The sequence below is a fragment of the Neobacillus sp. C211 genome, assembly GCF_051842875.1.
Taxonomy (GTDB): Bacteria; Bacillota; Bacilli; order Bacillales; family Cytobacillaceae; genus Neobacillus.
The window spans coordinates 1-25,654 of sequence record NZ_JBPXRO010000019.1; the positions used below are offsets into that span (position 1 = coordinate 1).

Annotated in this window: 25 protein-coding genes and 2 riboswitches; of the genes, 3 read left to right on the forward strand and 22 right to left on the reverse strand. The window is 42.9% G+C overall.

The features are described from left to right. Window positions 1–116: 116 nt before the first annotated feature. The 19 genes from ACSU6B_RS17720 to ACSU6B_RS17810 all read right to left on the reverse strand — a co-directional run bounded on the left by ACSU6B_RS17720 (window position 117) and on the right by ACSU6B_RS17810 (window position 18,377). Entirely contained in the window at window positions 117–956 is an 840-nt protein-coding gene (locus ACSU6B_RS17720) for a methyltransferase domain-containing protein (protein ID WP_410887228.1), read from the reverse strand. Between the two features lie 189 nt (window positions 957–1,145). Continuing rightward, a complete protein-coding gene (locus ACSU6B_RS17725; protein ID WP_410887230.1) occupies window positions 1,146–1,946 on the reverse strand; it encodes a sodium:proton antiporter in 801 nt (266 codons plus the stop codon). Between the two features lie 123 nt (window positions 1,947–2,069). Further along, window positions 2,070–2,945 carry a GHMP family kinase ATP-binding protein gene (locus ACSU6B_RS17730; RefSeq protein WP_410887232.1) on the reverse strand — a complete coding sequence of 292 codons (876 nt, stop codon included), beginning with the start codon at window positions 2,943–2,945 and terminating at the stop codon, window positions 2,070–2,072. Between the two features lie 147 nt (window positions 2,946–3,092). Then, window positions 3,093–3,650, reverse strand: coding sequence for a cob(I)yrinic acid a,c-diamide adenosyltransferase (gene cobO / locus ACSU6B_RS17735; RefSeq protein WP_410887234.1), 558 nt, complete (start codon window positions 3,648–3,650; stop codon window positions 3,093–3,095). A 15-nt stretch (window positions 3,651–3,665) separates the two neighbouring features. Further along, on the reverse strand, window positions 3,666–4,235 hold the full coding sequence (locus tag ACSU6B_RS17740; protein ID WP_410887236.1) for a nitroreductase family protein: 570 nt from the start codon (window positions 4,233–4,235) through the stop codon (window positions 3,666–3,668). 1 nt (window position 4,236) lies between these two features. Further along, the gene (gene cobA / locus ACSU6B_RS17745) at window positions 4,237–5,022 is read right to left on the reverse strand and encodes a uroporphyrinogen-III C-methyltransferase (protein ID WP_410887238.1); all 786 of its coding nucleotides are present in this window, start codon (window positions 5,020–5,022) and stop codon (window positions 4,237–4,239) included. Between the two features lie 20 nt (window positions 5,023–5,042). Beyond that, on the reverse strand, window positions 5,043–6,083 hold the full coding sequence (cobT, locus tag ACSU6B_RS17750) for a nicotinate-nucleotide--dimethylbenzimidazole phosphoribosyltransferase (protein ID WP_410887240.1): 1,041 nt from the start codon (window positions 6,081–6,083) through the stop codon (window positions 5,043–5,045). Beyond that, complete coding sequence (locus tag ACSU6B_RS17755; RefSeq protein ID WP_410887242.1) at window positions 6,080–7,597, reverse strand: cobyric acid synthase; 1,518 nt, start codon at window positions 7,595–7,597, stop codon at window positions 6,080–6,082. The genes cobT and ACSU6B_RS17755 overlap by 4 nt, the downstream gene beginning before the upstream one ends. Next, a complete protein-coding gene (locus ACSU6B_RS17760) occupies window positions 7,590–8,960 on the reverse strand; it encodes a cobyrinate a,c-diamide synthase (RefSeq protein ID WP_410887244.1) in 1,371 nt (456 codons plus the stop codon). Before ACSU6B_RS17760 ends, ACSU6B_RS17755 begins: the two co-directional genes overlap by 8 nt. Window positions 8,961–8,977: 17 nt before the next feature. After that, complete coding sequence (locus ACSU6B_RS17765) at window positions 8,978–10,099, reverse strand: cobalt-precorrin 5A hydrolase (RefSeq protein ID WP_410887246.1); 1,122 nt, start codon at window positions 10,097–10,099, stop codon at window positions 8,978–8,980. Next, a complete protein-coding gene (gene cobM, locus ACSU6B_RS17770) occupies window positions 10,099–10,872 on the reverse strand; it encodes a precorrin-4 C(11)-methyltransferase (protein WP_410887248.1) in 774 nt (257 codons plus the stop codon). Before cobM ends, ACSU6B_RS17765 begins: the two co-directional genes overlap by 1 nt. Further along, entirely contained in the window at window positions 10,869–11,570 is a 702-nt protein-coding gene (gene cobI / locus ACSU6B_RS17775) for a precorrin-2 C(20)-methyltransferase (protein ID WP_098527933.1), read from the reverse strand. The genes cobM and cobI overlap by 4 nt, the downstream gene beginning before the upstream one ends. 2 nt (window positions 11,571–11,572) lie before the next feature. Beyond that, a complete protein-coding gene (gene cbiE / locus ACSU6B_RS17780; protein ID WP_410887250.1) occupies window positions 11,573–12,778 on the reverse strand; it encodes a precorrin-6y C5,15-methyltransferase (decarboxylating) subunit CbiE in 1,206 nt (401 codons plus the stop codon). Then, entirely contained in the window at window positions 12,765–13,868 is a 1,104-nt protein-coding gene (locus ACSU6B_RS17785; protein WP_410887252.1) for a cobalt-precorrin-5B (C(1))-methyltransferase, read from the reverse strand. The genes cbiE and ACSU6B_RS17785 overlap by 14 nt, the downstream gene beginning before the upstream one ends. A 3-nt stretch (window positions 13,869–13,871) precedes the next feature. Further along, the gene (locus ACSU6B_RS17790; RefSeq protein ID WP_168243617.1) at window positions 13,872–14,519 is read right to left on the reverse strand and encodes a precorrin-8X methylmutase; all 648 of its coding nucleotides are present in this window, start codon (window positions 14,517–14,519) and stop codon (window positions 13,872–13,874) included. Window positions 14,520–14,535: 16 nt separating this feature from the next. After that, the gene (gene cobK / locus ACSU6B_RS17795; protein ID WP_410887255.1) at window positions 14,536–15,333 is read right to left on the reverse strand and encodes a precorrin-6A reductase; all 798 of its coding nucleotides are present in this window, start codon (window positions 15,331–15,333) and stop codon (window positions 14,536–14,538) included. Then, window positions 15,330–16,253 (reverse strand): sirohydrochlorin chelatase, encoded by a 924-nt coding sequence (locus ACSU6B_RS17800; protein ID WP_410887257.1) that lies wholly within the window; start codon window positions 16,251–16,253, stop codon window positions 15,330–15,332. The genes cobK and ACSU6B_RS17800 overlap by 4 nt, the downstream gene beginning before the upstream one ends. A 61-nt stretch (window positions 16,254–16,314) precedes the next feature. Beyond that, on the reverse strand, window positions 16,315–17,940 hold the full coding sequence (cobJ, locus tag ACSU6B_RS17805; protein WP_410887259.1) for a precorrin-3B C(17)-methyltransferase: 1,626 nt from the start codon (window positions 17,938–17,940) through the stop codon (window positions 16,315–16,317). A 53-nt stretch (window positions 17,941–17,993) separates the two neighbouring features. Continuing rightward, window positions 17,994–18,377 carry a (2Fe-2S) ferredoxin domain-containing protein gene (locus ACSU6B_RS17810; protein WP_410887261.1) on the reverse strand — a complete coding sequence of 128 codons (384 nt, stop codon included), beginning with the start codon at window positions 18,375–18,377 and terminating at the stop codon, window positions 17,994–17,996. Between the two features lie 125 nt (window positions 18,378–18,502). After that, window positions 18,503–18,680, reverse strand: a riboswitch (cobalamin riboswitch). A 176-nt stretch (window positions 18,681–18,856) separates the two neighbouring features. Beyond that, a riboswitch (cobalamin riboswitch) is annotated at window positions 18,857–19,046 on the reverse strand. A 233-nt stretch (window positions 19,047–19,279) separates the two neighbouring features. Here ACSU6B_RS17810 and ACSU6B_RS17815 point away from each other — a divergent pair. From ACSU6B_RS17815 to ACSU6B_RS17825, 3 genes are all read left to right on the forward strand, one after another. Beyond that, on the forward strand, window positions 19,280–20,200 hold the full coding sequence (locus ACSU6B_RS17815; protein WP_410887263.1) for a hypothetical protein: 921 nt from the start codon (window positions 19,280–19,282) through the stop codon (window positions 20,198–20,200). Between the two features lie 5 nt (window positions 20,201–20,205). Next, on the forward strand, window positions 20,206–20,940 hold the full coding sequence (locus ACSU6B_RS17820) for an SH3 domain-containing protein (protein ID WP_410887265.1): 735 nt from the start codon (window positions 20,206–20,208) through the stop codon (window positions 20,938–20,940). Window positions 20,941–21,301: 361 nt separating this feature from the next. Then, window positions 21,302–21,520, forward strand: a complete 219-nt coding sequence (locus ACSU6B_RS17825) for a hypothetical protein (RefSeq protein WP_214998719.1) — start codon at window positions 21,302–21,304, stop codon at window positions 21,518–21,520. On the opposite strand, the gene ACSU6B_RS17830 is transcribed toward ACSU6B_RS17825, so the two are convergent. The 3 genes from ACSU6B_RS17830 to ACSU6B_RS17840 are packed head-to-tail and all read right to left on the reverse strand — an operon-like array spanning window position 21,517 to window position 25,464. Then, entirely contained in the window at window positions 21,517–22,623 is a 1,107-nt protein-coding gene (locus ACSU6B_RS17830) for a GerAB/ArcD/ProY family transporter (protein ID WP_410887268.1), read from the reverse strand. The two genes, ACSU6B_RS17825 and ACSU6B_RS17830, sit on opposite strands and share 4 nt — an antisense overlap. Window positions 22,624–22,651: 28 nt before the next feature. Next, window positions 22,652–23,860, reverse strand: a complete 1,209-nt coding sequence (locus tag ACSU6B_RS17835; RefSeq protein WP_410887270.1) for a Ger(x)C family spore germination protein — start codon at window positions 23,858–23,860, stop codon at window positions 22,652–22,654. A 17-nt stretch (window positions 23,861–23,877) separates the two neighbouring features. After that, entirely contained in the window at window positions 23,878–25,464 is a 1,587-nt protein-coding gene (locus tag ACSU6B_RS17840) for a spore germination protein (RefSeq protein ID WP_410887272.1), read from the reverse strand. Window positions 25,465–25,654 lie beyond the last annotated feature (190 nt).

Sequence of the window (25,654 nt, forward strand, 5' to 3'; positions counted from 1 at the left end):
GACCTCTCTATTATTAAATAGAGAGGTCTTCATCACCACTTGTGGAATCCTCTCTTATTTGTCAAAGCAATATGCTTTGCAGGAATTAGCACCTTTTAATTTTGTGGCTTCCATTTTCATATATTCGTTGGATTCCAATACATTAAAGCAGCATGAAACGGATATACGTACTCATATGTACCGTCTTTTTCTGACACATATTTATTAATAACGGTCTCCACTTCATGACCATTATAGTGCTCATTCAAAATCTTGGTGGTATTATCGCGAATCAATTGCTCATAGGAAGAATAGCTTTTCCTGCTTTGCAATTTTACGATTTTACAGTTTGCCAGAATTCCAAGCTGATATAGTGCATTCAAGATATGAATATAATCTCGGCGTCTTAAATTGATTTTATATCCCATTTGATATAGTTCCATGTAGTGAGGCTTTTCTGGACCTGTTGTCATTCCTGCAATTACTAGACGGTTTGCTGACTCATTCATTTTTAAAAATGCGTTTCCTATATCATACATACGGTAGTAACAATTGAATCCAAACACCACATCATATTTCGCTCCTTGTTTTTCACTTTCCCATTTATCTTGAATCAATTGCATATTACAGACACCTTTAGTAGCAGCCTGGGACTTTAAAAATTGCACAATACTTTTTGAACTGTCTATACATGTGAGCTTACGAACTTTATCAGCTATTGCAAAGGTATAGTTCCCCCATCCAGGGCCGATTTCCAATACATGATCATCACTATGTAAAAGAGGCAGAAGTTCCTCTTTTACAATTTGTGCATATGAATCTGGTTTATGCCTTATCTTTCTCTCCAGCATTGAAGACCAGAAGGCTTCTTCAGCCTGATCATCTTCTAATCGCTTCGGTATATTTCCATTATGATCAATCATAGATTCTTTCCATAACTCAATGTAATCATAATCTGTTTCTATTCCAGTCTTCATTCATGCCTCTCCCTGAACTATAAAATTCCAATATTTTTAAAAAAAGAATTATTTGTTTCCATATAACTGCTTGTGAGCAACTATAACAGCAAAAAAAGATTGTAGATTCTTAATTTACGTAATTTTACGGACGATTATTATAGAGGATAAAAGAGCTCTGACACTATAAAATTGTCAGAGCTTTTATAATTAATTCGTAGTATTTATTTCATAATTCTGTTTTTTAGTGTAAACGCTTATAAAGATAAATGATGCGACTAAAAAAATGAAAAGAATGACTCCCACGATTTCGAAATCTAGTTCTGCCCAAGGGTTAAAGAAAGTAAATGCCAGATAGAAGGAAACCCCGTATGCCAAGACGACAATCACCCAACCCATTAGTCTTGACGCAGCTTGACCGATTTTGCTGGACTGGTTCACCATTTTATAGACAATCATCGAATCAATTGTATCTGTAATCATCATTCCAAACATAAAAACTAGCCCTAAAAATAAAGGGGTATATTCACTTGCATTTCCTGCCGCCAAAGACCAGACGGCGGTTTGACTTACTGTCTCGGCAGCCAGGGCAAACAAAGCCCCTACTAAAATAATAAGAAAAGGATTTGTAGTCCCCTTCGCAATTTTTGGAATAAACTTTCCCTTTAGTCCGCTAAGTTGAAACTCTTCGTGATTGTTTCTAGTGCGTAACAGATTATACGTATTTAACGTTCCAATAAGGAATAAAGAAATAATCGACACCCATGATGCAAAATTATTAAAATAAGCTGGGAATGAAAAATTCTCTATCACCATTCCTAAAATACCTGCTGTTAATGCTACCATTCCTCCGTGACCCAATGAAAATAATGTCCCCACCCAACGTGCAAACGAATTGCCCATTCTCCAATTATAACGGGTTTGTCCATCAATAAAGGCAAGATGATCAGCATCCAACCCATGCCGAAGCCCCAAAACAAAAACAAGTAAAAACAGTGATACAGTTTCCATTTAAAAATTCCTCCCTTTTATAAACGGTTGCAACATAAAAAATCAATCGACATCATAAATCACTTCTCGTTCCTCTAGACTAAACATGTTAACCCCCTTTTGAAATCAAACTTTGCGAGTCTTTCAAATTATGATCTTTTCCTTGTTTTCATAATGAAATAAATTTATAGGAACACCCTTGAAAGCGAGTGACATTTCCCTAAATAAGTGTGAAACCACCTCATCACCGTTTGGAAGATTTCCATCTAGTAAAATTCCCGCGACCGTTCCACTGTGGGCGACAACGATTCCGCCCTGATAGCGATGGGCCAGCTGATCTAATAGAGGAAAAACAGGCTTTGGCAATATTTTTTGATTCACCCGTGCACTGAGGGTTGCTGCCTCCCCAATATAAGTTAAATTTTTCTCCTTAAACCCTTTTGTAACCAGATCATAAGCTTTCATAAATTGCTGTTGATCGTTCTGGCTGTACTCTTTCGGAACTTTATTAAATTCAATTGTGTTGATCATACCCCCAAGGTCGATACCAACGAGGATGAATGGGGGTAAGGCCCCAAAGCTTTCAATCAGCTGACCGTGAATATAGTCATAGACTACGACTTCCTCATACATTACCCCATCGGTAGGTTCCACTTTTGCGGCAATCATCGAGATCATTTCATTTGTGAGCGGAAGACTATAGCTGCCAGCAATTGCTCTTAATGCAGCAACAATATCTGCTGAACTGCTGGCCAGACCTTTACCAACTGGGATATTCGAGCGTATCTCGAGATCCCCGCCGCCTTTTACCCCAAACAGTTGGAATAACCATTCCCCTGCTCTTTGAGCTTTTACTTTTGAGTCTGCCACTCTTATTTCGTTAACGATTGGATCTGGAATAAACCTAGCCTCACTTCTTAAACTCGATATAGGCAGGGTGATTAAATAAGGGCGATCACCCATGATTCCTTGGACCAATTCTCCAAATGTTCCATTGCAGCTTCCTTTTCCTAGTTTCATATAATTAGACTCCCAAGGCCTTCAATGTACCGCAACGGTTCGCCCATCTTTGCCCGCTCAGAAGGTACACCGAAATAGAATCTTTACGAAACAGTTGCCTGGCCGTCAGTAAATCGCCGCCATGTCCAAATTTTTCAATGTAGACCATTAAAACTCAATTCCCATCACGGCAGGAATTCCTTCATTATAATAGTGCTTAACGGGCTTCATTTCGGTTACTAAATCAGCGCAAGTGATGATCTCCTCTTTAGCAGACCGTCCGGTAATGACCAGATGCATCCCCTTGGGGCGCTGCTGAATCAACTCCAGTACTTCTGTCAACGGAAGGACATCGTCAATCGGGAATTTATCAATTGCGAGCGCATTATTCAGTTCATCTAAAATGACAACATCGTAGCCGCCAAACAGTACCTTTTCTTTCGTTAACGCCCACGCTGTTTTTAGGGCTCCCCGATGTTCCACCGGTGTCTTCGTCCACGTAAAGCCGACTCCTGTCTGTACGATTTCAATCCCCAATTTCTCGAACGTAATTTTTTCTCCGTACGTTCGATCAGGCGATTTAATAAATTGAATCATGAGTACCCGTTTTCCCCGGCCTGCGGCACGAACGGCGAGCCCAAGGGCTGCTGTCGTTTTCCCTTTTCCATCACCGGTATAAACTAATGTAAGACCGCGCTTTGCTTTGTTTTCTGTTACCTCTTCCATCCGCTTTACTCCTCGTTACAGCCAGACTGTTTTTTCTTCAAAGGATGTCCGAGCCGGCACTTTCGCCTTTTTTAATACTTCTGGATCGGGATAACCGATAAACAAATTTCCGATAATTTTCTTGTTTTCAGGTGATCCAATAAACTCAACCATTCGTTGGTCGCGAACAAGTCCGACGCCCCTTGTCCTCCAAACCAGCCCTAGTCCCAATTCTTGGGCGGCAAGCCACATCGAATGGATTGCGCAGCATACGGCATATTCATTATCGGCAGAGGCCTCTTCATCGCCTGGAACCATGTCGGCTGTTACGACAATATGAACCGGTGTGGTTTTTAGCACTTTTAAGGAGCTTTCGATTAAATTTGGTTTGGTTGGAAAGCGTTCCTGTAAGTATTCATAGGCCAACGCCTCATATTGTTTTTTTGCTTCGCCTTTAATAACATAAAAGCTCCATGGTTCCCGCATCCGGTCATTCGGTGCCCATGTCGCTGCTTCTAATAAGCTATGAATCTTTTCGTCTTCGACCTCTCGTGCCGCATAATCACGGATTGCTCTTCGATTTTTGATTTCCGCTATAATCGACATTTTAGTCCCTCCCTATTCCTACTTCTTGTTTTTCTTCTGCTTCTTGAAACCAACGTAATTTCTCGCGCAGGCCGACCACATCACCCACCAGAACAATCGCCGGATGAGTAATCCCGGCTTCAAGGACCCGGACTTCGATATCCTTTAAACTTCCGGTCACCGTCTTCTGCTTGGCCGTCGTCCCCCATTGGATAATCGCGGCTTTCGTATCAGGGCTTTTTCCGTTCTCGATTAATCTCGAAACAATATAGGGTAAATTCCCAATTCCCATATAAAAGGCAATCGTATCGATTCCTTGAGCGAGGGCTGGCCAATTTAATTGATCCTCATCCTTTTCCGCTCGGCTATGGCCAGTGACGATCGCGAAGGAGGAAGCATAATCGCGGTGGGTCACCGGAATTCCGGCATAAGCAGGCGCTGCAATACCAGCTGTAATCCCCGGCACCATTTCATAGCGGATCCCATGTTCCGCGAGAATTTCCGCTTCTTCACCGACACGGCCGAAAATACAGGGATCACCTCCTTTTAATCTGGTGACAGTCTTGCCCTGACTGGCTTTTTCAATTAACAGCTCGTGAATTTGATCTTGAATGACCTGATGTCTTCCTGGCTGTTTACCGCAAAATATCAGCTCTGCCTCTGCCTTTGCATATTTCAACAGTTCCTCATTTACTAAGCGGTCATATAAAATCACATCCGCCTGCTGGATACACTCCATCCCATAAACCGTGATCAGCCTAGGGTCTCCCGGTCCAGCACCAACGAGATATACTTTTCCATTCGTCATCTTCTCGCTCCTTTCCTTCGTTACTCATTTGAAATTCCGGCTGATGAAAAGGTGGCCATTTCTTTTAGCATTAAGGTCGCTGATTGTAAGATAGGAAAGGCCACTGCTGCCCCGCTTCCTTCGCCTAGCCGTAAATCTAGATCAAGTAGTGGTTTCTTTCCTAATAACTGCAGCGCAATTTCATGTCCCGGCTCGACGGAACGATGACCGACTATCATATAATCCGCTGTTGTCGCACAGATTTCCCTTGCCAAAAGAGCTGCTACCGTGCAAATAAATCCATCTACCAATATCGGGATCCGGTTCCGAGCGGCGGAGAGCATTGCACCGGTCATGCCGGCTATTTCCAAACCGCCAATTTTAGCTAAGATATCGATTGGATCCTTCCGCTCAGGGTTTCTTTCCTTTAGTGCCCGTGTGATGACCTCTTGCTTATGACGGATTTTTTCTGTCGGAATCCCTGTTCCTCGGCCGACAAGAGCACCGATGTCCTGCCCGCTTAGAACCGCTGCGATCGCACTGCTTGGCGTCGTATTGCCAATCCCCATTTCACCAACAATTAGGCATTTGATTCCCTGTTGAATCATCTGTTCCGCCCGTTCATAGCCAACGGCGATGGCTTGTTCGGCCTCTTCTCTTGTCATTGCATCCTGCTGGCAAATATTGTTGGTTCCATAGCGAATTTTCCGATTCACAAACCCTTCAGTCTCAATATCTGCTGCGACACCGATATCGACCACTTCAAACATAGCCCCGATTTGCCGGCTAAAGACATTGATGGCCGCACCGCTGTTTAAGAAGTTCATAACCATTTGCACAGTTACTTCCTGCGGAAAAGCGGACACCCCTTCTTCGACCACGCCATGATCAGCGGCAAACACGATCACTCCAGGCGGTGACACGACCGGAAAGGCTTCAGATGTCATTTCCGCCAGTTGAATGGCTATTTCCTCTAATCTCCCCAAACTGCCCGGAGGTTTGGTTAACGTATCGATATACTCACGAACTTGCTGCCCCATTTCTCTATCGAGAGGTTGGATCGCTGTTTTTATGCTATTCATTGGGTGATCCCCCTTTTTTGGTAATCCTTCATTAATTGTTCAATGACATCGAGTTTTACATGTTTCCTAACATGTTCTGCCAGACGGTCAAACGCCTCTTTCCTCAATTGGTTAAAAGATGGGCGCTTGTGGATGGGCTCCAACCCCTTTTTGCGTCGGATCTGATTAAGCAATTCCTCGCGAAATTCATCATTATGAAATATCCCATGAAAATAAGTGCCAATGATGGTTTCGTCTGAAGAATGACAGCCATCCCATTTTTCATTCGTAAAAATAAGCCCTTGGGACGCTCCTTTCGTCAAGGTTTCACCCATATGAATCTCGTAACCTGTCACATGAAAATTTTTTCCGAAAAGATGCAACATCCCATTTGATAGGATCGTCGTCTTTTCTTTCGTAATGGTCGTTTCAATTGGCAGTAACTGAAGACCATCGATTGCTTGATGGAGCGACTCGATCGCTAACGGATCCTCAATTTTATCCCCGAGCATTTGATAGCCGCCGCAGATCCCGAAAAGAACGGTGTGTTTCTTTTTCTTTAATTCTGCTATTTTTTGAGCGATGCCGCTCTTTCTTAAAAACAGCAAATCTTCAATTGTATTCTTGCTGCCAGGGAGAATCACTAAATCTGGGTCGTGTAATTGATCCGCTCTCGTTATAAATCGGACATGACAATCCGGCTCGGCAAAAAAAGGGTCGACATCGGTGAAATTGGAGATTTTCGGATACTGGATCACCGCGATATCCAATTCTTTTTCGGTATTTTGTGTGGAGGTATATTGATTTAAAATCACGGAATCCTCGGCATCAATATTTAAATTTTCCAAGTAAGGAATCACGCCGAGAACTGGTTTACCTGAATACTCCTCAAACCACGTTAATCCGGATTCCAGCAGGCGGATATCGCCGCGGAATTTATTGATAATCACGCCTATCACTCGGTCGCGGTCCGCTGGTTCCATCAGTTGAAGGGTTCCTACTAAACTAGCAAACACTCCCCCTTTTTCGATATCCCCAATCAGGATCACAGGGGCATTCGCCATTTTAGCGACCCGCATATTGACCAATTCCCGATCATTGAGATTAATCTCGGCCGGACTGCCTGCCCCTTCAATGACAATCCGTTCATAATTTTGGGACAGGGTGGAGAGTGATTGTTGAATCAGTGTCAATCCCGTTTGAAAGAATTCCTGGCGGTACCTTCCTGCTTCCATATTCTTATATGGTTTACCATGGACGACAATTTGGGATTGGTTATCCCGGTTCGGCTTTAGTAGAATCGGGTTCATATCCGTGGTTGCCTGAATCCCTGCGGCTTCGGCCTGAACTCCCTGGGCTCTGCCGATTTCTTTTCCGTCCACGGTAATATAGGAATTTAACGCCATATTTTGTGATTTAAACGGAACCGTTTTATGTCCATCCTGAGAGAAAATCCGGCAAAAGGCCGTCACGACGACACTTTTGCCGACATCCGAATTAGTCCCTTGAAACATAAGTGGTAGAGCTTTAACCATTTTCTTTGAACTCCTTACATTTCTTCACCCAATTTTCCACAAGCTCGGGGCAAGAGCCAAAATGAAAATGGGTATAACCTGAAATTAAATTCCCTTTCCGATAGCCCTCCTGCTTAAACCCACGCATTCCTTTCGTTTGATAGGCCGGGTCAAAGTCTGTTCTCGGATGAAAGGTAGAGTAGTGAAATTCATGACCTCTTGCTTTCAGATTTCCCGCTAACAAGAAATTTTCTCCTTCTGCAGTGATTTCCCGGTATCCCAAAGCTGCTAGTTTTGACTGCATTTTCACCTTTCCGGGAATGATCCCGACCATTTTATAACTCGTTTCATCCGTTGTTTCCAACGATTCGGTTAAGTACATAAACCCGCCGCATTCCGCTAAGGTTGGCAGTCCTTTTGCAATGGCCGATCGAATCGAGTCCTTTACCTCTGTCTGTTTGGTCAGCTCTTCCGCAAATTCCTCTGGGAACCCGCCGCCGATATACAAGCCATCGACTTGTTCAGGCAGGCATTCACCCTTTAATGGAGAGAACTCGATCAGCTCGGCTCCGGCGGCTGCTAACATGTCGAGGTTTTCCTGATAGTAAAAATTAAAAGCGGCATCTCGTGCGACTGCAATTTTTACAGTTGCCTGCTCCACTCTCTTAAACTGGGATTCTTTTACCTTTAAAGGGGAAGCTTTCGCCAGCTCATATAAAGAATCTACATCGATGGTTTCAAGCACTAAATCACCAAGCTGCTCAAAAAATGGATCCAATTCTCCCCGTTCAACGGAGGGTATCAACCCTAAATGCCGTTCCGGAATCGAGAGTTCCTCGTTTCTTTTCAAATAGCCAAGGACGGGGATACCGCATTCTTGCTCAATCGCGGTTTGGACGATTTTAAAATGCCCTTCGCTGCCCACCCGATTGGCGATTACTCCGATAATATTGGCTTCCTCCAGAAACGTTTGAAATCCCTTCACAATGGCAGCCGCACTACGGGCCATGCTGGCACAATTCACGACCAAAATGACCGGACTTTCGGTGATGAGACTGATTTCGGCAGTAGAGCCCATATTGTTAAGAGGATTTTTCCCATCAAAGAATCCCATTACCCCCTCGATAACGGAAATATCCGCCCCAACACTTGCGCGGTTGACAATCTCTTTGACCATCTCGTGGTTGAGCATCCAGCTGTCAATGTTTCTTGACGTTCTTCCCGTGACGGCCGTATGATAGGTCGGGTCGATATAATCTGGACCGCATTTAAAGCCCTGGACGGTATAACCTTTTTTCCTTAAAGCAGACATCAGCCCAATGGTCAGAGTAGTTTTTCCGACACCGCTGCCTGTCCCTGCAATTACAAGTCGGCGACTAGACATTCTATTTCCCTCCTCTATCAATAGGGAATGACCGCTACTGAAATGGTGACATTACCCGATTTCTTCTTCATTAGCGCTAACTGTTCCGCACCGCTGTACAATAAGGCGGCCGGCTCACTGACACCGTACGCACCGGTATATTTAAAAACCGTTTCAGAAGGGTTCTGAAGTTCAATGGCATTCAATTCAGCTGGTGTGTAATAAATAAACTCCCAGCGGTTTTTATTCACCACTTCGAGCAGCCCCGCTTCATCCTTTTTTAGATCAATCGTGCAAACCGCTTTGACACTTTTTTTAGAAAACCCTAATTCCTCAAGCGTTTCGTCGATCACTGCTTCGATCTCCGCTGCAGTGGTCCCGCGGTTGCAGCCCATTCCAAGGACAATCACCTTTGGTCGATATAAAACACCATTATGTAAAATCTCCGTTTCGTCTTCGAATAAATTCCGATGGGTTACCACTAGGGCTGCATCTGGCTTTTGTGCCAGCGCTTCTTGGATCGATGAATACGGCTTAATATTTCCCGGGAGCGGGCGGCCATATGGCCACCAGTCTTTTTCGCCTGACTCCTGGACCACGGCGATTTTTTCTTCGTTCACAACCGAAGCGCTAACGGGCGTCAGCTTTTCAGCCGAGTCCCAAATCCAGCCAAACCGTTTTCCGAACAAATCAACCGCAATCGTTTCCTGAACATCTGACGCGGTGGTAATAATGGGGCGGGCCTTTAGGGCGGCCGCCACTTCTTTCGTTAGTTCATTAGCACCGCCGATATGGCCTGACAGCACGCTGATCACATGTTCGCCCTTATCGTCGATAACGACAACGGCAGGATCTGTTTTTTTATCCTTTAAAATAGGTGCAATCATTCGGACCACGGCTCCAAGGGAAATGATAATGATCAGCCCCTTATAGGCCTCGAAAAGAGAGGGCAGAAGAAGGCGAACGCTTCCGGTGAATAACTGGATGTCCTTGTTCCGCTCATCTCCTTTTTCAAACTTCGCCATATAGTACACATCGGCATGTTGAAACGAATGTCCCAGCTTGCGGGCCAGTTCGACCCCATGCTTTGTAATCGCGACAACGGCATAGTCACCCTTTTGCTGAATGACCGCCCTTTGTGCTTCTTGGAGCTCGATCATTACGACTCCACCCCCCGGCGGAATCCATGTGTAAATGTTTTGTCATATAGCTTGGAACGATAATCTTGTTCGTGAATGTTTTCATCTAGCGCCCAGCCAGCTAAGATCATCGCCTGTTTACGAATCCCATTCACCCGCATATCTTCGTCCAACCGTTCCAGTGTGGTCCGAACAATTTTTTGATCCGGCCACGACGCTTTGTAAACGACCGCAACAGGGGTATCCTTGCTCCAGCCAGCCCCGGTCAATTCCTTGACAAGCTTTTTCGTTAACGTCGCACTTAAGAAAAGCGCAATTGTGCAATGATGTTTGGCTAAATCTGCGAGCTTTTCAAATTCTGGCACTGGTGTCCTGCCTTCAGCTCTTGTAAGGATTACGGTTTGCGTTAAATCAGGAATCGTCAACTCGGCTTGCGCGGCCGCGGCGGCTGCAAACACAGAACTCACACCCGGAACAATCTCTACTTCGATTCCTTTCTTCCTTAACAAGACGATTTGTTCCATAATCGCCCCATAGACAGCCGGATCGCCCGTGTGGACACGAACGACCTTTTTCCCTTGCTGGATTCGTTCAGCCATGACGTCAACCATTTCTTCTAAGTGCATCCCGGCCGTTTTTAATATTTCGGCGGAAGGTTTCGCTTTGGCAATTAAGTCTTCGTTTACAAGAGAATCTGCATAAAGAACGACATCTGCTTCCTGAAGATGCTGAAGACCTTTTACCGTGATTAAATCAGGATCGCCTGGTCCGGCACCAATGATATAAAGCTTCATTTTCTCACCACCATTAATGTTAAGTATTCAAGCTCCGCTCCTTCGAGCTCATCTGCCCGCCAAATAATCTCTTCATCCGATGTTACCTTTGTGACGACTGAAGCCTTGTCAAGCAAATCTAAATCACGTAATACTTCAAGCATTAAATCAATTACCTTCGCTACTTTTATAAAAATGACACAATCATTGTCTTGAATGACTTTTTTCATCGTTTCATAGTCATCCCGTGCTGGAACAATCGCCACATGCTCATCTCCATCTGCCAATGGAATTCCCAGCCTAGAAGCCGCCCCATTGATGGACGAAATCCCAGGAACGACTTCAATCGGAACCTGCGGATACTTTTCCTGCATCAAACGCATCATATGAATAAACGTGCTGTATAAAAGAGGATCCCCTTCCGTTACAAAAGCGACATCCTTTCCCTCCTGCAGCTTCGCCCATACATTTTCCACGGTTTCCGTCCATTTTCTTTCCAATGTGGCTGGATCCTTTGTCATCGGAAAGACAAGGCCTAGCATTTCTTTTTCGTTCGGCTGAAAATAGACATCAATGATTCGATGGGCATAACTTTTGCTGCCCTTTTGTTTTTTCGGATAGGCAATCACTGGTGATTCCTTTAATTTACGAAACGCCTTAACGGTAATGAGCTCTGGATCCCCCGGGCCCACCCCAAGGCCGTATAATGTACCTAACATGTTTACTCCCCTTCCTTGCGCCATGCTTCTATAATGTAAATCGGATTTAATGCATCAAATCTTGTCAGATTCAAAATAGGCTTACTTCTGGATATTTGCGCAAGAGTAATGTTCGTCTCATATCCCCGCTCTTTAAACGCCATCATCGCTTCGGAAAGATTTTCAATCGTGACGGCATTTAAGACAATGCGTCCACACGCTTTCAAGCGGCTGCAGCAAATATCCAAAATGTCTTCCATCCCGCCTGCCGTCCCGCCAATAAAAACCGCATCCGGATCTGGGAAGGTATCTAATCCCTCTGGTGCTTTCCCGTGAACGAGTGTTGCATCCACACGGAACTTGGCTAAATTTTGCTTACAGTTTTCCAGGTCGCCCTCGTTCTTTTCGATGGCAAACACTTGTCCTTCCCTGGCGATTTTCGCTGCCTCAATCGCAACAGAACCTGTGCATGTCCCAATATCCCAAACCATGCTGTCTTCCTTTAACCTTAGGGCACTAATGCTTAGTGTGCGAATTTCCTTTTTGGTAATTAAGCCCTTATCCGGTTTGCGCTGAAAAAACTCCGCATCGTCAATGCCAATCGGCCTATGCGGGCTTTCCCCTTTTTTCTTGAGAATCACCACATTGAGCGGTGAAAACTCTTCATCTTTCATTTCATTAAGGGTAAACCAGCGGCATCGTTCCTTGTCACTGCCAAGGTTCTCTCCCACAAACGCCTCATATTCAGTCATGCCAAAGGAAAACAAATACTGAGCGATTTTATTTGGGGAATTTTCTGTGTCGGTTAAGATTGCGACCGTTTTTTTTCCATCCACCCGCTGGGCCAGCCCTTTTATACTCCTCCCGTGAACGCTGGTAAAATAAGCATCCTGCCATCTTTCTTTCATTCTGGCAAAAGCAAGCTGGATCGAACTTAAATATGGATAAATATCCAAATCGATTTTAGAAGATAAATAGCTTCCAATTCCATAGAACAACGGGTCTCCGGAAGCTAGAACCACTACGTTTCTCGTCTCCGACTGCAAACGTTCGACCAGTGAAGAAAGCCCGCCTTCAATCGCGATTTTTTCACCGGCGAATTCAGGAAAAAAGGAAAGCTGTCTCTTTCCTCCTATTAATAGTTCACTTTCATTAATCCACTTTTCGTACATCGGGAGCAGGCTGACTTTCCCTTCGTCTCCAATGCCGATCATTTTAATGGATGCCATTCTTTCGCACCGCCTTTCCTAACAAATCCCCCTTCATGGTATAAAGGGTGGTATCTATGTCGATCCCGCCATCGACTTCCTTTAACGCAGCAAGGCAGCAATGGTCGCTTAGCCGTTCGAAAAAGGATAGATGACCTTGTGCTGTCATCAAATCACCAACCTGTGATGCCGTATTGGCCGTTCGTATTTCCTCGACCAGGGCGGCATCCGCACCGGTACGGCTTGCCGCCTCCGCTAAAAAATCAAAATCTACCGGGGCGCTTTTTGAGTGGACCATCATGATCCCCATTGCTACCTTTGAGAATTTCCCCATCATGCCGACCATCGAAACTCTTTTTACCCCTTGCTTCTTACATTGTTTAAGGGTAAACCCGACAAAGTCACCCATTTCGATAAAAGCTTCCTCAGACAGCTCGGGGAATTGCTTCATCGCATTTTTCTCGCTCCGCCCGCCTGTTGTAATCACAACGTGCTCACAGCCACTGGCCCGGGCAACACTAATTGCCTGGATGATACTGGCCTTATAGGCGGCTGTGGAAAATGGAACGACAATCCCGCGGGTTCCGAGGATAGAAATCCCGCCAATGATTCCTAAGCGTCCATTGAGTGTTTTTTTAGCAATTTCTTCGCCATCTGGAACCGAAATAACGATTTTGATTCCTCTCGTAATCCCAAATTCTTTTAAAACCCCTTCGGCCGTCTCACGAATCATCCTACGGGGAACGGGGTTAATCGCGGCCTCGCCAACAGGAACGGGTAATCCGTCCTTTGTGACTCGGCCAACCCCAATTCCCCCGTCAAGGACGATACCTGGTTCATCGAGCCATGACACAGTGGAAACGATCAAGGCCCTGTGGGTGGCATCCGGGTCATCCCCCGCGTCTTTAATGGTACTGGCGGTGGCCGTTTGTTCCGTTATCTCACAGCTTTCTATCTGAAAGGTCGCAAACCGCTTGACGGGCAAGTAAATCGTTGATTCTGTTTGCGGCTCACCGGTAATTAATGCCGTAAGCGCCGCTTTGGTGGTTGCCGTAGCACAGGCCCCAGTCGTATATCCTTCCCGCAGCTTTCCTTTTGGTACTTCCTGCATGGGTTATCCCCGTTCAGCCATAATGGAAATAGCATTTAATGCGGCAACGGTCACGGTACTGCCGCCTTTCCTGCCAATATTGGTGATGAACGGGATATCGAGCTTGGCTAGTTCTTCTTTTGACTCAGCCGCAGAAACAAACCCAACTGGCAGACCAATGACAAGACCTGGTTTCGTTTCTCCTTCTTTAATCAGGCGGATGAGTTCGAGTAAGGCAGTTGGGGCATTCCCGATGGCAAAAATGCCACCGTCCGCTTCTTTGATCGCTTTTCGCATCGAAATAATTGCCCGTGTGGTATTTAACCGTTTGGCTTCTTGTACCACATCCGGGTCGGAAATATAGACTTTGATTTCTCCGCCGAATTTTTGAATTCGTGCTTTATTAGCCCCGCTTTGAATCATTTGAACATCGGCAACTACCATTTTCCCGCTCCGAATCGCCCGAATACCGGATTGAATCGCGTCAGGATGGAAGAGGACGCTTTTCCCGAGTTCAAAATCAGCGGATGCATGGATGATGCGCTGGACAATCGGATACTGCTCCTCAGTAAACGGGTGCTCCCCAATTTCTTCATTAATCATTTCAAAACTTCTGCCTTCAATCTGTTCCGGTTGGACGGTTAACGGTTTAAATTCGGTACGAAAATCCATTTCTCTCACTCCTGTATTAAAATAATTGTTCTGTTGTGACGGCTGGTGTGGAACCAATCTTTTGATGTAATTCTGTGATGACATCGATAAAATTAGCATAGACGGTGCCATAATTCAGTTTCGGGCGGCCAATAAGGATGACCTCAATCCCCAGTTCCTTAGCGGCTTCGACCTTTTCATCGACCGATCCGACTTTCCCGCTCTCTTTCGTCACCATTAAGGTCACACCATATTGCTTATATAGGGCTTTGTCGAACTCTTTTGAAAATGGTCCCTGGATCGCAACAATATTTTTCTGCGGCAGCCCTAGCTGCTCACATTTTTCCATATTATCCACACGAGGCAGCATCCTGGCGATCAAGCGGATGTCCGGGTTTCCTAATAGTTTTTCTGTGAAAATTTGAAGCGTCTTGCTGCCGGTCGTCAGCATCACCACGCCTTTTTTGGTTAATGCAAGCTCCGCTGCTTCCTCGTAGCTTTCGACGACTGTCATGTTGTCATATTGGAAAGTTTGTGACTCCCGTTCATACCGGATATAGGGGATTCCCGCCGTTTGGGCCGCCTTGATAGCGTTTTTCGAAGCTTCTTCCGCAAACGGATGACTGGCATCGACAACTGCTAGAATCCCTTTTGTGTCAAACAACCCCACCATGTCTTCATCCGTTAATCTTCCTACTTGAACAGGTATCCCTGACTCCCTTAATTCAACCGCTGCATTTTCTGTGACAACGGAGGCCAAGAGATCGAAGCCCTCCTTTTTTATTTCTAAAGCAAGGGCTCGTGCATCACTTGTACCGGCTAAAACGAAAATCATCCTCTATCTCCTGCCTTTTGCTCTGCATGTTCGTGATCATGGTGATGGTGATGGTCGTGGTCGTGGTGGTGATGGTCATGGCCGTGATCATGATCATGGTGGTGGTGATGATCGATATGTTCCATCACATTGAGACGGTATTGGCAGGTATCGCAGTTCATCTTCACCTCATCACGGAGGGCTTCTTCCACCCGATCGATTAAAATCGTCTGTAATTTTGGATGATAACCAAAATAGTCAGCCAACTGAAATTCAACCGTGGAATATTGATTTTGGATAGGAACCATCATATCTTCTAACCGTTTAATCAGGATGCCGGTGAATAGAAAGTAAGGCAGGATTATCACTTTTTTTGCTCCAAGCTTAATACAGCGCTCAATCCCTTCGTTCACAAGGGGATTGGTCACCCCCATAAAAGCAGGTTCGACGATTTTATAGTTTGTTTTTTCCCATAGTAATCTAGCAATTTTATATAAATCACTATTCGCATCGGGATCGCTTCCGCCCCGTCCTAACAAAAGGACAGCCGTATCGTCTTCGATGGATTCTAAATTCTCGCCAATTTCCATTAATCTGGTTTTTAGAATTTCAAATGTTTCCTCATGAACGCCGATTGGCCGGCCATAAGTAAATTGAACAAGTGGATATTTATTCTTTGCCTCATCAATAGCTGCTGGAATATGAATTTTGGAGTGTCCTGCCTGTAAGAGCATGATTGGAATCACGACAATATGGTCGGCCCCTTTCTCCACACACAGATCGATTCCTTGATTAACGGTAGGCCGTTCAAATTCTAAAAAGCACGTCTCAACCAGGAAAGAATCGTCCCAAGTCTTTCTCATCTCACCGATGAACTCGCGAACCTGCTGATTTCCCTCTTGATCTCTGCTCCCATGCCCCACAAATAAAATTGCTTTCAAAATATTTCCTCCCCTTTGTTTGTAACTGCCTTACCTGCCAATTGACCTAGACTTCTTCCCTTTACTCCCCGCAAACAGCCGCTTCGATTTTAAGGTTTGGTGTGATATCCTGGTACACAAAACCTTGAACCTCTTTGACCCGTTTAAAAAATTTATAGAAACGTTCATTTGGATAGGCCTTTTGTTTGTACTCTTGAACAATCCCCTCTATGACCCCGACAATTTGGTCCGGTGCGATTCCTTCCGCTACGATTTGGCCAGGATGTGCGGTTCTTCCAGCTGTCTTGGCTCCTAAAAATAAATCAAACGCCCCCTTACGGTAGACAATGCCAATATCTTCTTTTACGGCTCCATAACAGGCCATACCGCAGCCATTCACACCAAGTTTTAATTCTTTGGGGAGTTCCATGCCGCCAAGCCTTTCCTGAAGCTCATCGGCATAAGGAATGGAATCCTTCTTTTCTCCGTCACAAAAATCACAGGCTTTTACGGTTAATACGTCGCCAACAGGAGCAATCAAAAAGTTGGCCGCCGTTAGCTTTTCAACAATCTCATCAGGCCTAGAGGTTAAAATTTGCAGCTTCATAAAATGGTCTTGTGTGTATTCCATGACCCCTTCTTCTCCGACAATTTCGGAAAGAATGACCATCTGATTCGCGGTAAATTTTTTATTGGCGACACCAGGGCTGACCGCTACCTCAAAAATAGATTGAAATTCTTGCTTCACCATTAAACCTTGGGAAGGTCCATCGTTCTCACCAAGGATCATTTGCAAGGCTTCCTCAGCCAGCTCTCTTGGCGACTCTTTCATGGAGGTTGGGGTGACTAGTTCCTTGTTTACCGGTTTTACATCTTCCATTTGCTCCAGTGCCCATGGTTCGGCTTCCTTTTGCAAACGTTGATGCGGTTTCAACGGCTGTATTGCCTGATTTAATGTATACTTCCGCTGATAACCGCGCGGAGTGATGATCAAGCCGTCGTAGAAAAATGTGGAAGAGTTGCCAATTAAAACGGTGGTTAACATGCCAATTTCATGTTCGAGCATCTCTTGTAAATTGGTTAAGACGATTTTTTGACTATCACGGTAAGCACTCTTTACCAATCCTACAGGGGTGTCTGGCGAGCGATATTTTAGTAGAATTTTTTGAGCTTCCATGATCTGCCGTGTTCTTCTCCCGCTTTTTGGATTGTATAAGGCAATCACAAAATCAGATGAAGCGGCCGCTTCGATTCGTTTCTCAATCAAGCTCCAAGGTGTCAAATGGTCACTTAAGCTGATCGTACAGGCATCATGCATGACCGGCGCGCCTAATAAAGCAGCACAGGAGTTGATGGCGGAAATGCCAGGGACCACCTCCACTTCTACCCCTGAGTCTTTTTTCCAGCCTTTTTCGATTAGCACTTCGTAAACCAGTCCTGCCATTCCATATACACCGGCATCACCGCTTGAAATGACGGCTACTGTGTAACCGAGTTCGGCCTGTTTCACTGCCTCCTGGGCCCGGCTCACTTCTTCTGTCATTCCTGTACTAATGATTTGTTTTCCAGCTATTAATCCCTTGATTAGATCAACGTAGGTTTTGTAGCCGATGATGATATCACTTTCTTCGATGGCTTCTTTTGCCCGGCCAGTGATATGTTTTTCATCACCAGGGCCAAAACCAATAACCAATAATTTGCCTTTCACACTATTACGCCACCTTCCAAAATTTCAAACTAGAATCCAGCTACTATCCGCTGTTACATCTTTTCTTTAACCACTTTTTGTACTCCTTCGATGCATTCCGACCCTTCTGGCGGTATGAATCCTGCTTCGGAATATTGATAGATCGCATGCTCCTGAAGGCAATGACCTTCTGCCAGATGACGCTTTACAATCGTAGTTCCCACTTCTGAGGTTACGTTTTTATACCAAGTCCCTGACGGATAGACGATGGCAACGGGGGCATCCTTACATCTCCCATTGCATCTCGTTCTTGTTGTATGTATGAGTGAATCTAAGTTTAAATTGGTGATTTCATTCCGAATCGCTTGTGTCGCTTCCTCCCCACCCTTTCTCATACAGCTGCTGCCGTTGCAAATAAAAACATGGTGTTTCGTCCCTTGTAAATTCCAAGTAGTCATGTCACACTCTCCTTTTCGTTTTTTACGTAAAAAAAGCACCCCTATGGACATAGAGGTGCAAAATATACACACAAAAAAATAGCGATGTATGTTCAGCACTTCTACCTATGTTCCCGTAGGTTGATGGAAGTTATTAGGTAAAGGCAGGTCTCCTGACTTAGGTTCATCATTTCATTGCGTCTTCCCGAATTCCTTCAGTGACATCTGCAATGAACTCCCCATACAGTGGCGGGTACCGTGACGGATTTAAACCGTACTTCCCTATTAAGCACATATTCGTGCACCTATCCTAATCTATTCAATTGTTAAAAAGGCTTGTTCCTTCTAAAGCTAAACTATGATAATTAAACATGATTTAGAATCATCAAAACGAAAAAATCCGTTCAACATTAGTTGAACGGATAAAACGTCAGCACAAAGAAAGATAATAAATAATCCTTTTTGTCAAACGTTCCATCTTCACAACCCCCGAAGAAATCGAAACATTAAAAGTTAAGACAGGTCTCCTGACTTGTGTTTCTTCCTACTTTAGACCCTTCCCGAATCGTCAATAAAATAAACGGTTCAGTGGTTTGTCTATTTCGTCCACACTCACAGTTGCGGGGACAGTTCTGGCCTTGCACCAGATTCCCTATTAAGCCCTAAGGCATCTTAACTAATTGTTAACAAATTCATATGTAATTTTAAGAGATAATATTTATACTAGTCTAACAAATAGAATATATCAAGTGCTTTTTAAATTCCCTTATATTATTTTAGGGGGGCGGCATAGCTATCGGATTGCTGGATACCTACAACAATCTACAAAGATATGGGGGCTTTTCTTCCGATTGTCTGCATAGAATGTAGACAAGGGTAAGTGATCTCTCAATGAAAATAGTTAACCTGGAGGGAATAACCTAATGCAATTTATTGAAGATGTTAAAGACGTGAAATTTAGTTTTTTGGAAAAGCCGCCGGCGTCGTCTATGACCTATGCCTTTGTTTATGTTAATAATCACAATGAATACTATGCAGTTAAAAATGGAGAGCGTTTGTCACGTAGTGAATTGCGGATTGGCAAATATAAAAGGGTTTATACAGTCAATATGCAGCAGCAAACCATCACCTACAAGGAAGAAGTCCCAGCGGCTACAAGAGGAAGAAGGTTTTCTGTCAATTTATTTATCGATATTGCCGTTGAACACCCCGAACGGTTAATTCAACAAAATGCAGGAGAAATTGGCAACATTTTTAACAATAATCTACCCTTCTGGGTGGAGTCGGAAGCAAGATTTTATCCTATTGAAGAGGATCTGAGTTTTGCCCGGCATATTGAAGAATTTTTTCAAACCTCGCCATTAGTCAAGGTATTAAGAGAGGCTGGTATTATTGTTAGAAATGTTCGTGTTTTAATCCGGCAAGGTATTCGGGACCAGCGTCATGATGAGGCGATCGCCGATTTAGACCGGAACGCAGAACTATCTGCCTATCAAGAGGCTCTGGACTTGGAGGAAGCGCGCCGGATTTCGGCCTCGATTAAAGAAGCCCTTCAAGCAGGTGATTTTATCACTGCAGGGAAGCTTGGAGAAAAGAATGAAATGGCAAAGCGGTTAGTGGAATCGGAGTTTAGCCAAAATCAAGCCTTCAAATATGAGGTAAACAAACAACTTTTAAACTTGATCAACGATCACTCTATTGACCAGTTTGAGGCAGAACAAAGATTAGCCAAGCTAAAAAGGCTATTCCCCTATCTCCCCGTCAATCTGGAAAACATCAATAGAAAAAAACAGATTTCTGGTCCAAGGAGAGAACTATTATCCTATTTAAATAAAGGAGATTAGCGATTGTGGAATCCATTTTAAATCAGCTGTTTTGGATCTGGTCACTTATTTCTGCCCTGCCGGAATGGATCCGTATTTTTTTGGCTCTCTTTGTGCTCCTACAGTTCGCAAGGCTGATTTTGTTGTACATTATTCCTCCCTTCTTAAACTTATTGTGCCGTTTGTTGAAAAAAATGCTTTATCTCATTTCTTACCCAATCATGGCACTTCTTTGCACAATTCAAAGAAGCCGGAGAGAAGCAGGAAAAGCTGGCATATCTGTTTGGATAGATATCATTGAAGGAATGTTTGCCTGGTTCGAAAGTTTTCTCAACAACATGATTCAGCTTTTAATGAAACGGAAAAGGAATAAGACAAGGATTAAAAGATGGACCTTCTATTCTGCGTCAACTTTAGTGATTTTGCTTACTGCAGCAATGATCAACAATCCAAATGAGTGGTATACACAAAAATGGAAGAAAGCTGAGATATGGTTAAACCAAGAACCTGTACACATACAAGCATCCTGGGCTTCCCCTGATCCAAAAGAATTAATTTTAAATAAGAAATACGAAGAAGGCGGAAATATTCGTGTAGCTCCCACACTTACCGCACCCCGCCTATACACTATTACAAATGGAGAAATCATGCACTTTTTGAATGAAGAACAAGTGGATTCCAAAGGAATTAAGTGGCTAAAAGTTCACACCGCAAACGGGATCGAAGGCTGGATTTCAGCCTTGATTGTCAGGGAAAAATAATAAATTGAGAGGATTATTTACCGACTTAGTGTCGCAACGAATGGAACAATTTCCGAGATTTTTTGATCCTTTATCCAGTTCATAGAACAACCTAGATAAGGAGAGTGGACCCCTATGGGAATAGTTCCCTCTCCTTTTAAATCTTAGGAATTCAAAAACAAAACAGAAGAAAATTTTTTAAGTGCATCTTTATAATTTAAACAGGGGAACTTCCTTCAATACAAAAAACCCACTCCTTATTTGGAGAGCCGTTTTCTGCATGATTAGGTTTTAACATATTGTTCCTGCCAACAGCAATAATGAAAACACCATCAATAAGTCATACTATGGGAAAGTTTGTAACACACAGGAGGTTTCATTTATGAAATCATTCTTTATATTTGTTTTTCTTCTTATACTGAGTATAGGTTTTGCTGTTGCAATGGACTTGTTTTTAGGTCAGACAATTTCTCAATGTTGGCAGAACTTAAATAACCCGTTTTGGTTGATGGATTCAACGGAAATATCCTCCTCTTTAATTTTAATTTCAATATGGTTTTTAAAGCCTATGATTATGTTTGTGAAAAAGAAAATTCATTAAATATCTCGTAATCGTTGACTAAATTTTTTTCGAATCACAGCTATAAGCAGAAGGAATGCGGGTATGATTTCTCCAAAAAGAGGAAATATGGTTTTGAGTGAGAAGTTTCCCTCCTCCAGATGTCCTGAAAAATCAAATGCGATCATACTAGAAGAATAGAGAATGATGATTCCGATAGGAGCTACCATTTTCCTATAATCTTGAAGGTTAAATAAAGCTGTTGCCCCCATAACAGCTGCATAATAAAAAACAGCAATTTTGAAAAAGTTGCAAATAATTAACGTTAAAATAACAATTAAATCTAGATGTTGTATAAATTCCCCAATGTTTATTTTACTTATCATTGTTAACAATGGAAATGATGAGCGTCCTGCAATGTCAGAACCGAGTACAGCTATATCAAGTGCGATTGTATAGCTTAATGTCAAACCACTAAAAACCACTGCCCAAAATCCCATTTTTACCCCTTGTTTGGCGCTTTGCAGCAATGGAAATAGCATCGCAAAGCAAATCATTTCTCCAAAGGGGAAAGATAATGTTTGACTATAAAATGTTGTGAAAACAGGCTTCCATCCGTCACGAAGTATGGGTAATAAGTTATTTATATCAATAACTCCAGAATATATGAGAAGAAGGTTGCTTATTAGCCCTAAACATAAAACCAGTACCAAATAGATTTGAGCTGTTCTGACTAATACTTCAATTCCTTTATAAATAACATACGCGATCGTTATAATAATCGAGAGGTTAATAATCAGCAATGGTGTTTGATCTAATATGGCGCTCGTGAGAATTTCCCCCCCATCTCTCACATCTCTAGATGCACCATAGATAAAAAAAAGGATATACAGTAAACTTAACGGCCATCCTATATATTTCCCTAAAATAGTTTGAATATAGCTGATAAGTGGTTGCTGCGGATATATTCGAAAAAGAGAACGGTATATAAAAAAAAGGATGATTCCACCTGCTGCTCCAAAAAAAATTGCCAGCCAAGCATCCTTCTTAGCCTGTAGCCCTAAACTAACGACAAGAGCCGTACCAAAGTTAAACAAAACAATGAGAGAAAAAAATTCCCCGGCACTAATTTTTGCTTTTTCCATCGTTTACATTTCTCCATTCCGCTTTTATCTATTCCTTTTCACTGAAAAGATATGGGATTGATCTCATCCCAGGACGTCTGATTCTCGTTTCGACATGAACTTCTACTTTGGATTTTGCAAAGATGTTACTCCAGTTCTTTTCTATTTTTTTCCATTCTTGTTTATTTGTTCGTTCTAATGCTTCTCCAAAACCAAAAATATCCGTGTGATTTCTTTGTGCTTGTGATATTGCGTTCTCTACTTCTTTTTTCGTTTCTTTCGCCCATTTTTTTTCTAACTTTCTAATTTCTTTAGACTTTTTTAGGTCAATGGCACACAATATATGTCCAATACTGCCCTCTTGTTTAATAAACAGCTGAATGGTAGGAATACGATCTCGACTGCTGGCTTTAATTTTAGTTTTGGACCTTCGAACTTCAATACTAAGTCCCTTTTTTTTCTGTTTACAGCCGATACTGACAGCAGACCCTCTCAGCTTATTATTAATCACTGCAGCGCCTCGTGCTGTTTCACCATTCAACCATCCAACTAGCTTGCCGTGTTTAAACATAGCTAGACCGCTAATTTTTATAATTGTGGCTGGTGTGGTTCTTCTTATATCGGATTCCTTTAATCCTGATTCGGCATGTTCAATCAGTTGAACTCCACTAATAGCAGGCCCGCCACCTTTTCTTAATGCTCCCCGTATCACCTCATCCAGTTCAATATCGTAGCCTTTAGACAATTTTTTGACCATTGTGTCTAGCTTCCCTTTTATTGCAAATGCTGGGACTTTTTCTATAGGTGTAAGTGTTTTAAGGACTTCTTCCGCTTTAGCATCTTTAGCTATGAGTAAATTTGACGTTAAACGACCTTCATCATCTCTTTCAAAAAAATCTAATATACCGTGTATACCTTCTTTTGCTAGGTCTTCTCCGATTACAATAATGTTTATATGGGAAATCATTAGCTGTCGAGGTGTTACTTCTGCCGCATTGCGAAGTGCTTCGAATACCGTAGAACCAGAACTAATGTAAACTGAAACAGGTGTAGTTCTTCCTGTCCCTGTTTTTCCCGAAATTTCTGTTGGATTCACAACTTCATACGAGACGCGATATTCCTCTTTTCCTTTTGTTTTATCTAACCCTATGGCCATTACAAGAGCTATTTTATTTAACTCACGCTGATCCCAACAACCCGTTAGGAATATTGTGCATACACATAATAAGCAAAAAAGACTGAAAACCGTACGCTTCATCTGCATTCCCCTTTGCTTTATTTCCTCGATTCACTAGCCGATGATTTGAGTTCATCAGTTTTTGTATTCACTGCATTTGTTTGATTATTCAAACGAGAGTGTGCTACGTAAGACTTGAAAGGAGCACGAATCACGGTATCCTTTTGACCTTTCCAAGAAAAAGGCGTGAAAGGGGCCAGATATGGAATACCAAAGGAACGTAAACTATTCATATGAGCGACTAATAAAATCAACGTTAACGTCAGTCCGTAAAAACCAAGCAGCGCTGCTATGACCATTAAAGGAAAACGAATCAATCTCGCGGCAATGGTCAAATTGTATGCGGGTATCGCGAAACTCGAAATCCCTGTTATAGCTACGACGATTACCATTAATCCTGTGACAATCCCTGCTTCCACAGCGGCTTGTCCTAATACAATCGCTCCTACAATCGAAACAGCTTGTCCGACTGCCCGAGGCATACGAATGCCAGCCTCACGTAATATTTCAAATGTAGCTTCCATAATCACAGCCTCGATCAAGGCAGGGAAAGGAACTCCTTCTCGTTGAGCCATAATATTAATGAGAAGAGAGGTTGGAAGCATTTCCGGATGATAGGTAGTAACTGCAATGTAAAAGGATGGTCCCAGTATTAAAATAAAAAAGCTTGTATATCTAATTAATCTCATTAGTAAGGCAATATCAAATCGCTGATAATAATCTTCCGATGATTGAAAGAACTGCGAAAAAACAGTTGGTAAGATGAGAATAAACGGAGTACCATCAACTAATACGGCTATTCTTCCTTCCAATAAGTTACCAGAAACTACATCCGGCCGTTCTGTATTATATATAGTTGGAAAGGGAGTAAAGGTTCGATCTTGAATAAGTTCTTCAAGGTATCCTGATTCAAGAACAGCATCAATCTGGATATCTGTCAGCCTCTGTCGGACCTCCTGTACAAGCTCATTACTAACAATTCCCTTTATATACATAATTGCTACATTAGTCTGTGAAACCTTTCCGATTCTCATCGTTTCTAATCGTAGCTGTGGACTTTTAAGATGTCTCCGGATAAGAGCAATATTAGTTGTAATGGATTCGTTAAAACTGTCCTTAGGTCCTCGTATATTAACTTGCGAAGTCGATTCTGTAATTGGCCTCCACTGACCACCTCTTGTACTGCCCGATATAGCTTCAGCATAGCCATCTATCAAAATGATTGTATCGCCTGACAAAATGGAAAAAATGAGTTCATTCCAATCTTTTAGACTATTTACTTTCCCAATTGTTAAAGCATTATTTAAGATAAGATCGAATACATGATTAGAATCTATTTCTAATTTACTGTCTGCCGTATCTACCATTAACGATCGTATAACATATTCGTTAACAGATTGCTCATCCGTTAACCCGCTTATATAAACAACCCCAACTGGAATGCTTGGAGTGCTCCCAATCTGAAACGAGCGAATAACGAGATCAGGGCTATCACCAATTTCTTGTTTAATTTTATGCAGCATAGTTTCTAAATTAGGCTCGAGTGAGTATCCTTCTGTATCAGATATCAGTTTATTTCTTTGCTCTGCCTTGGAATGTTTATTTTTATTTCGCAGGAATTTCATACCATTTGAATACTCCTATTCATCATTTTCATATAACCTATTATCAGTTTTACATATTTAGGTTATTCATTAAATATTTTCTATTTATTTTCATACTGGTATGAGTAAATTGGAAACACAGTCGTAGACGTCCCGTTCCTTTCAAAGAATAGCAAAAGAAAAAGGCATTATCTCAAACATGTCCCGGAAA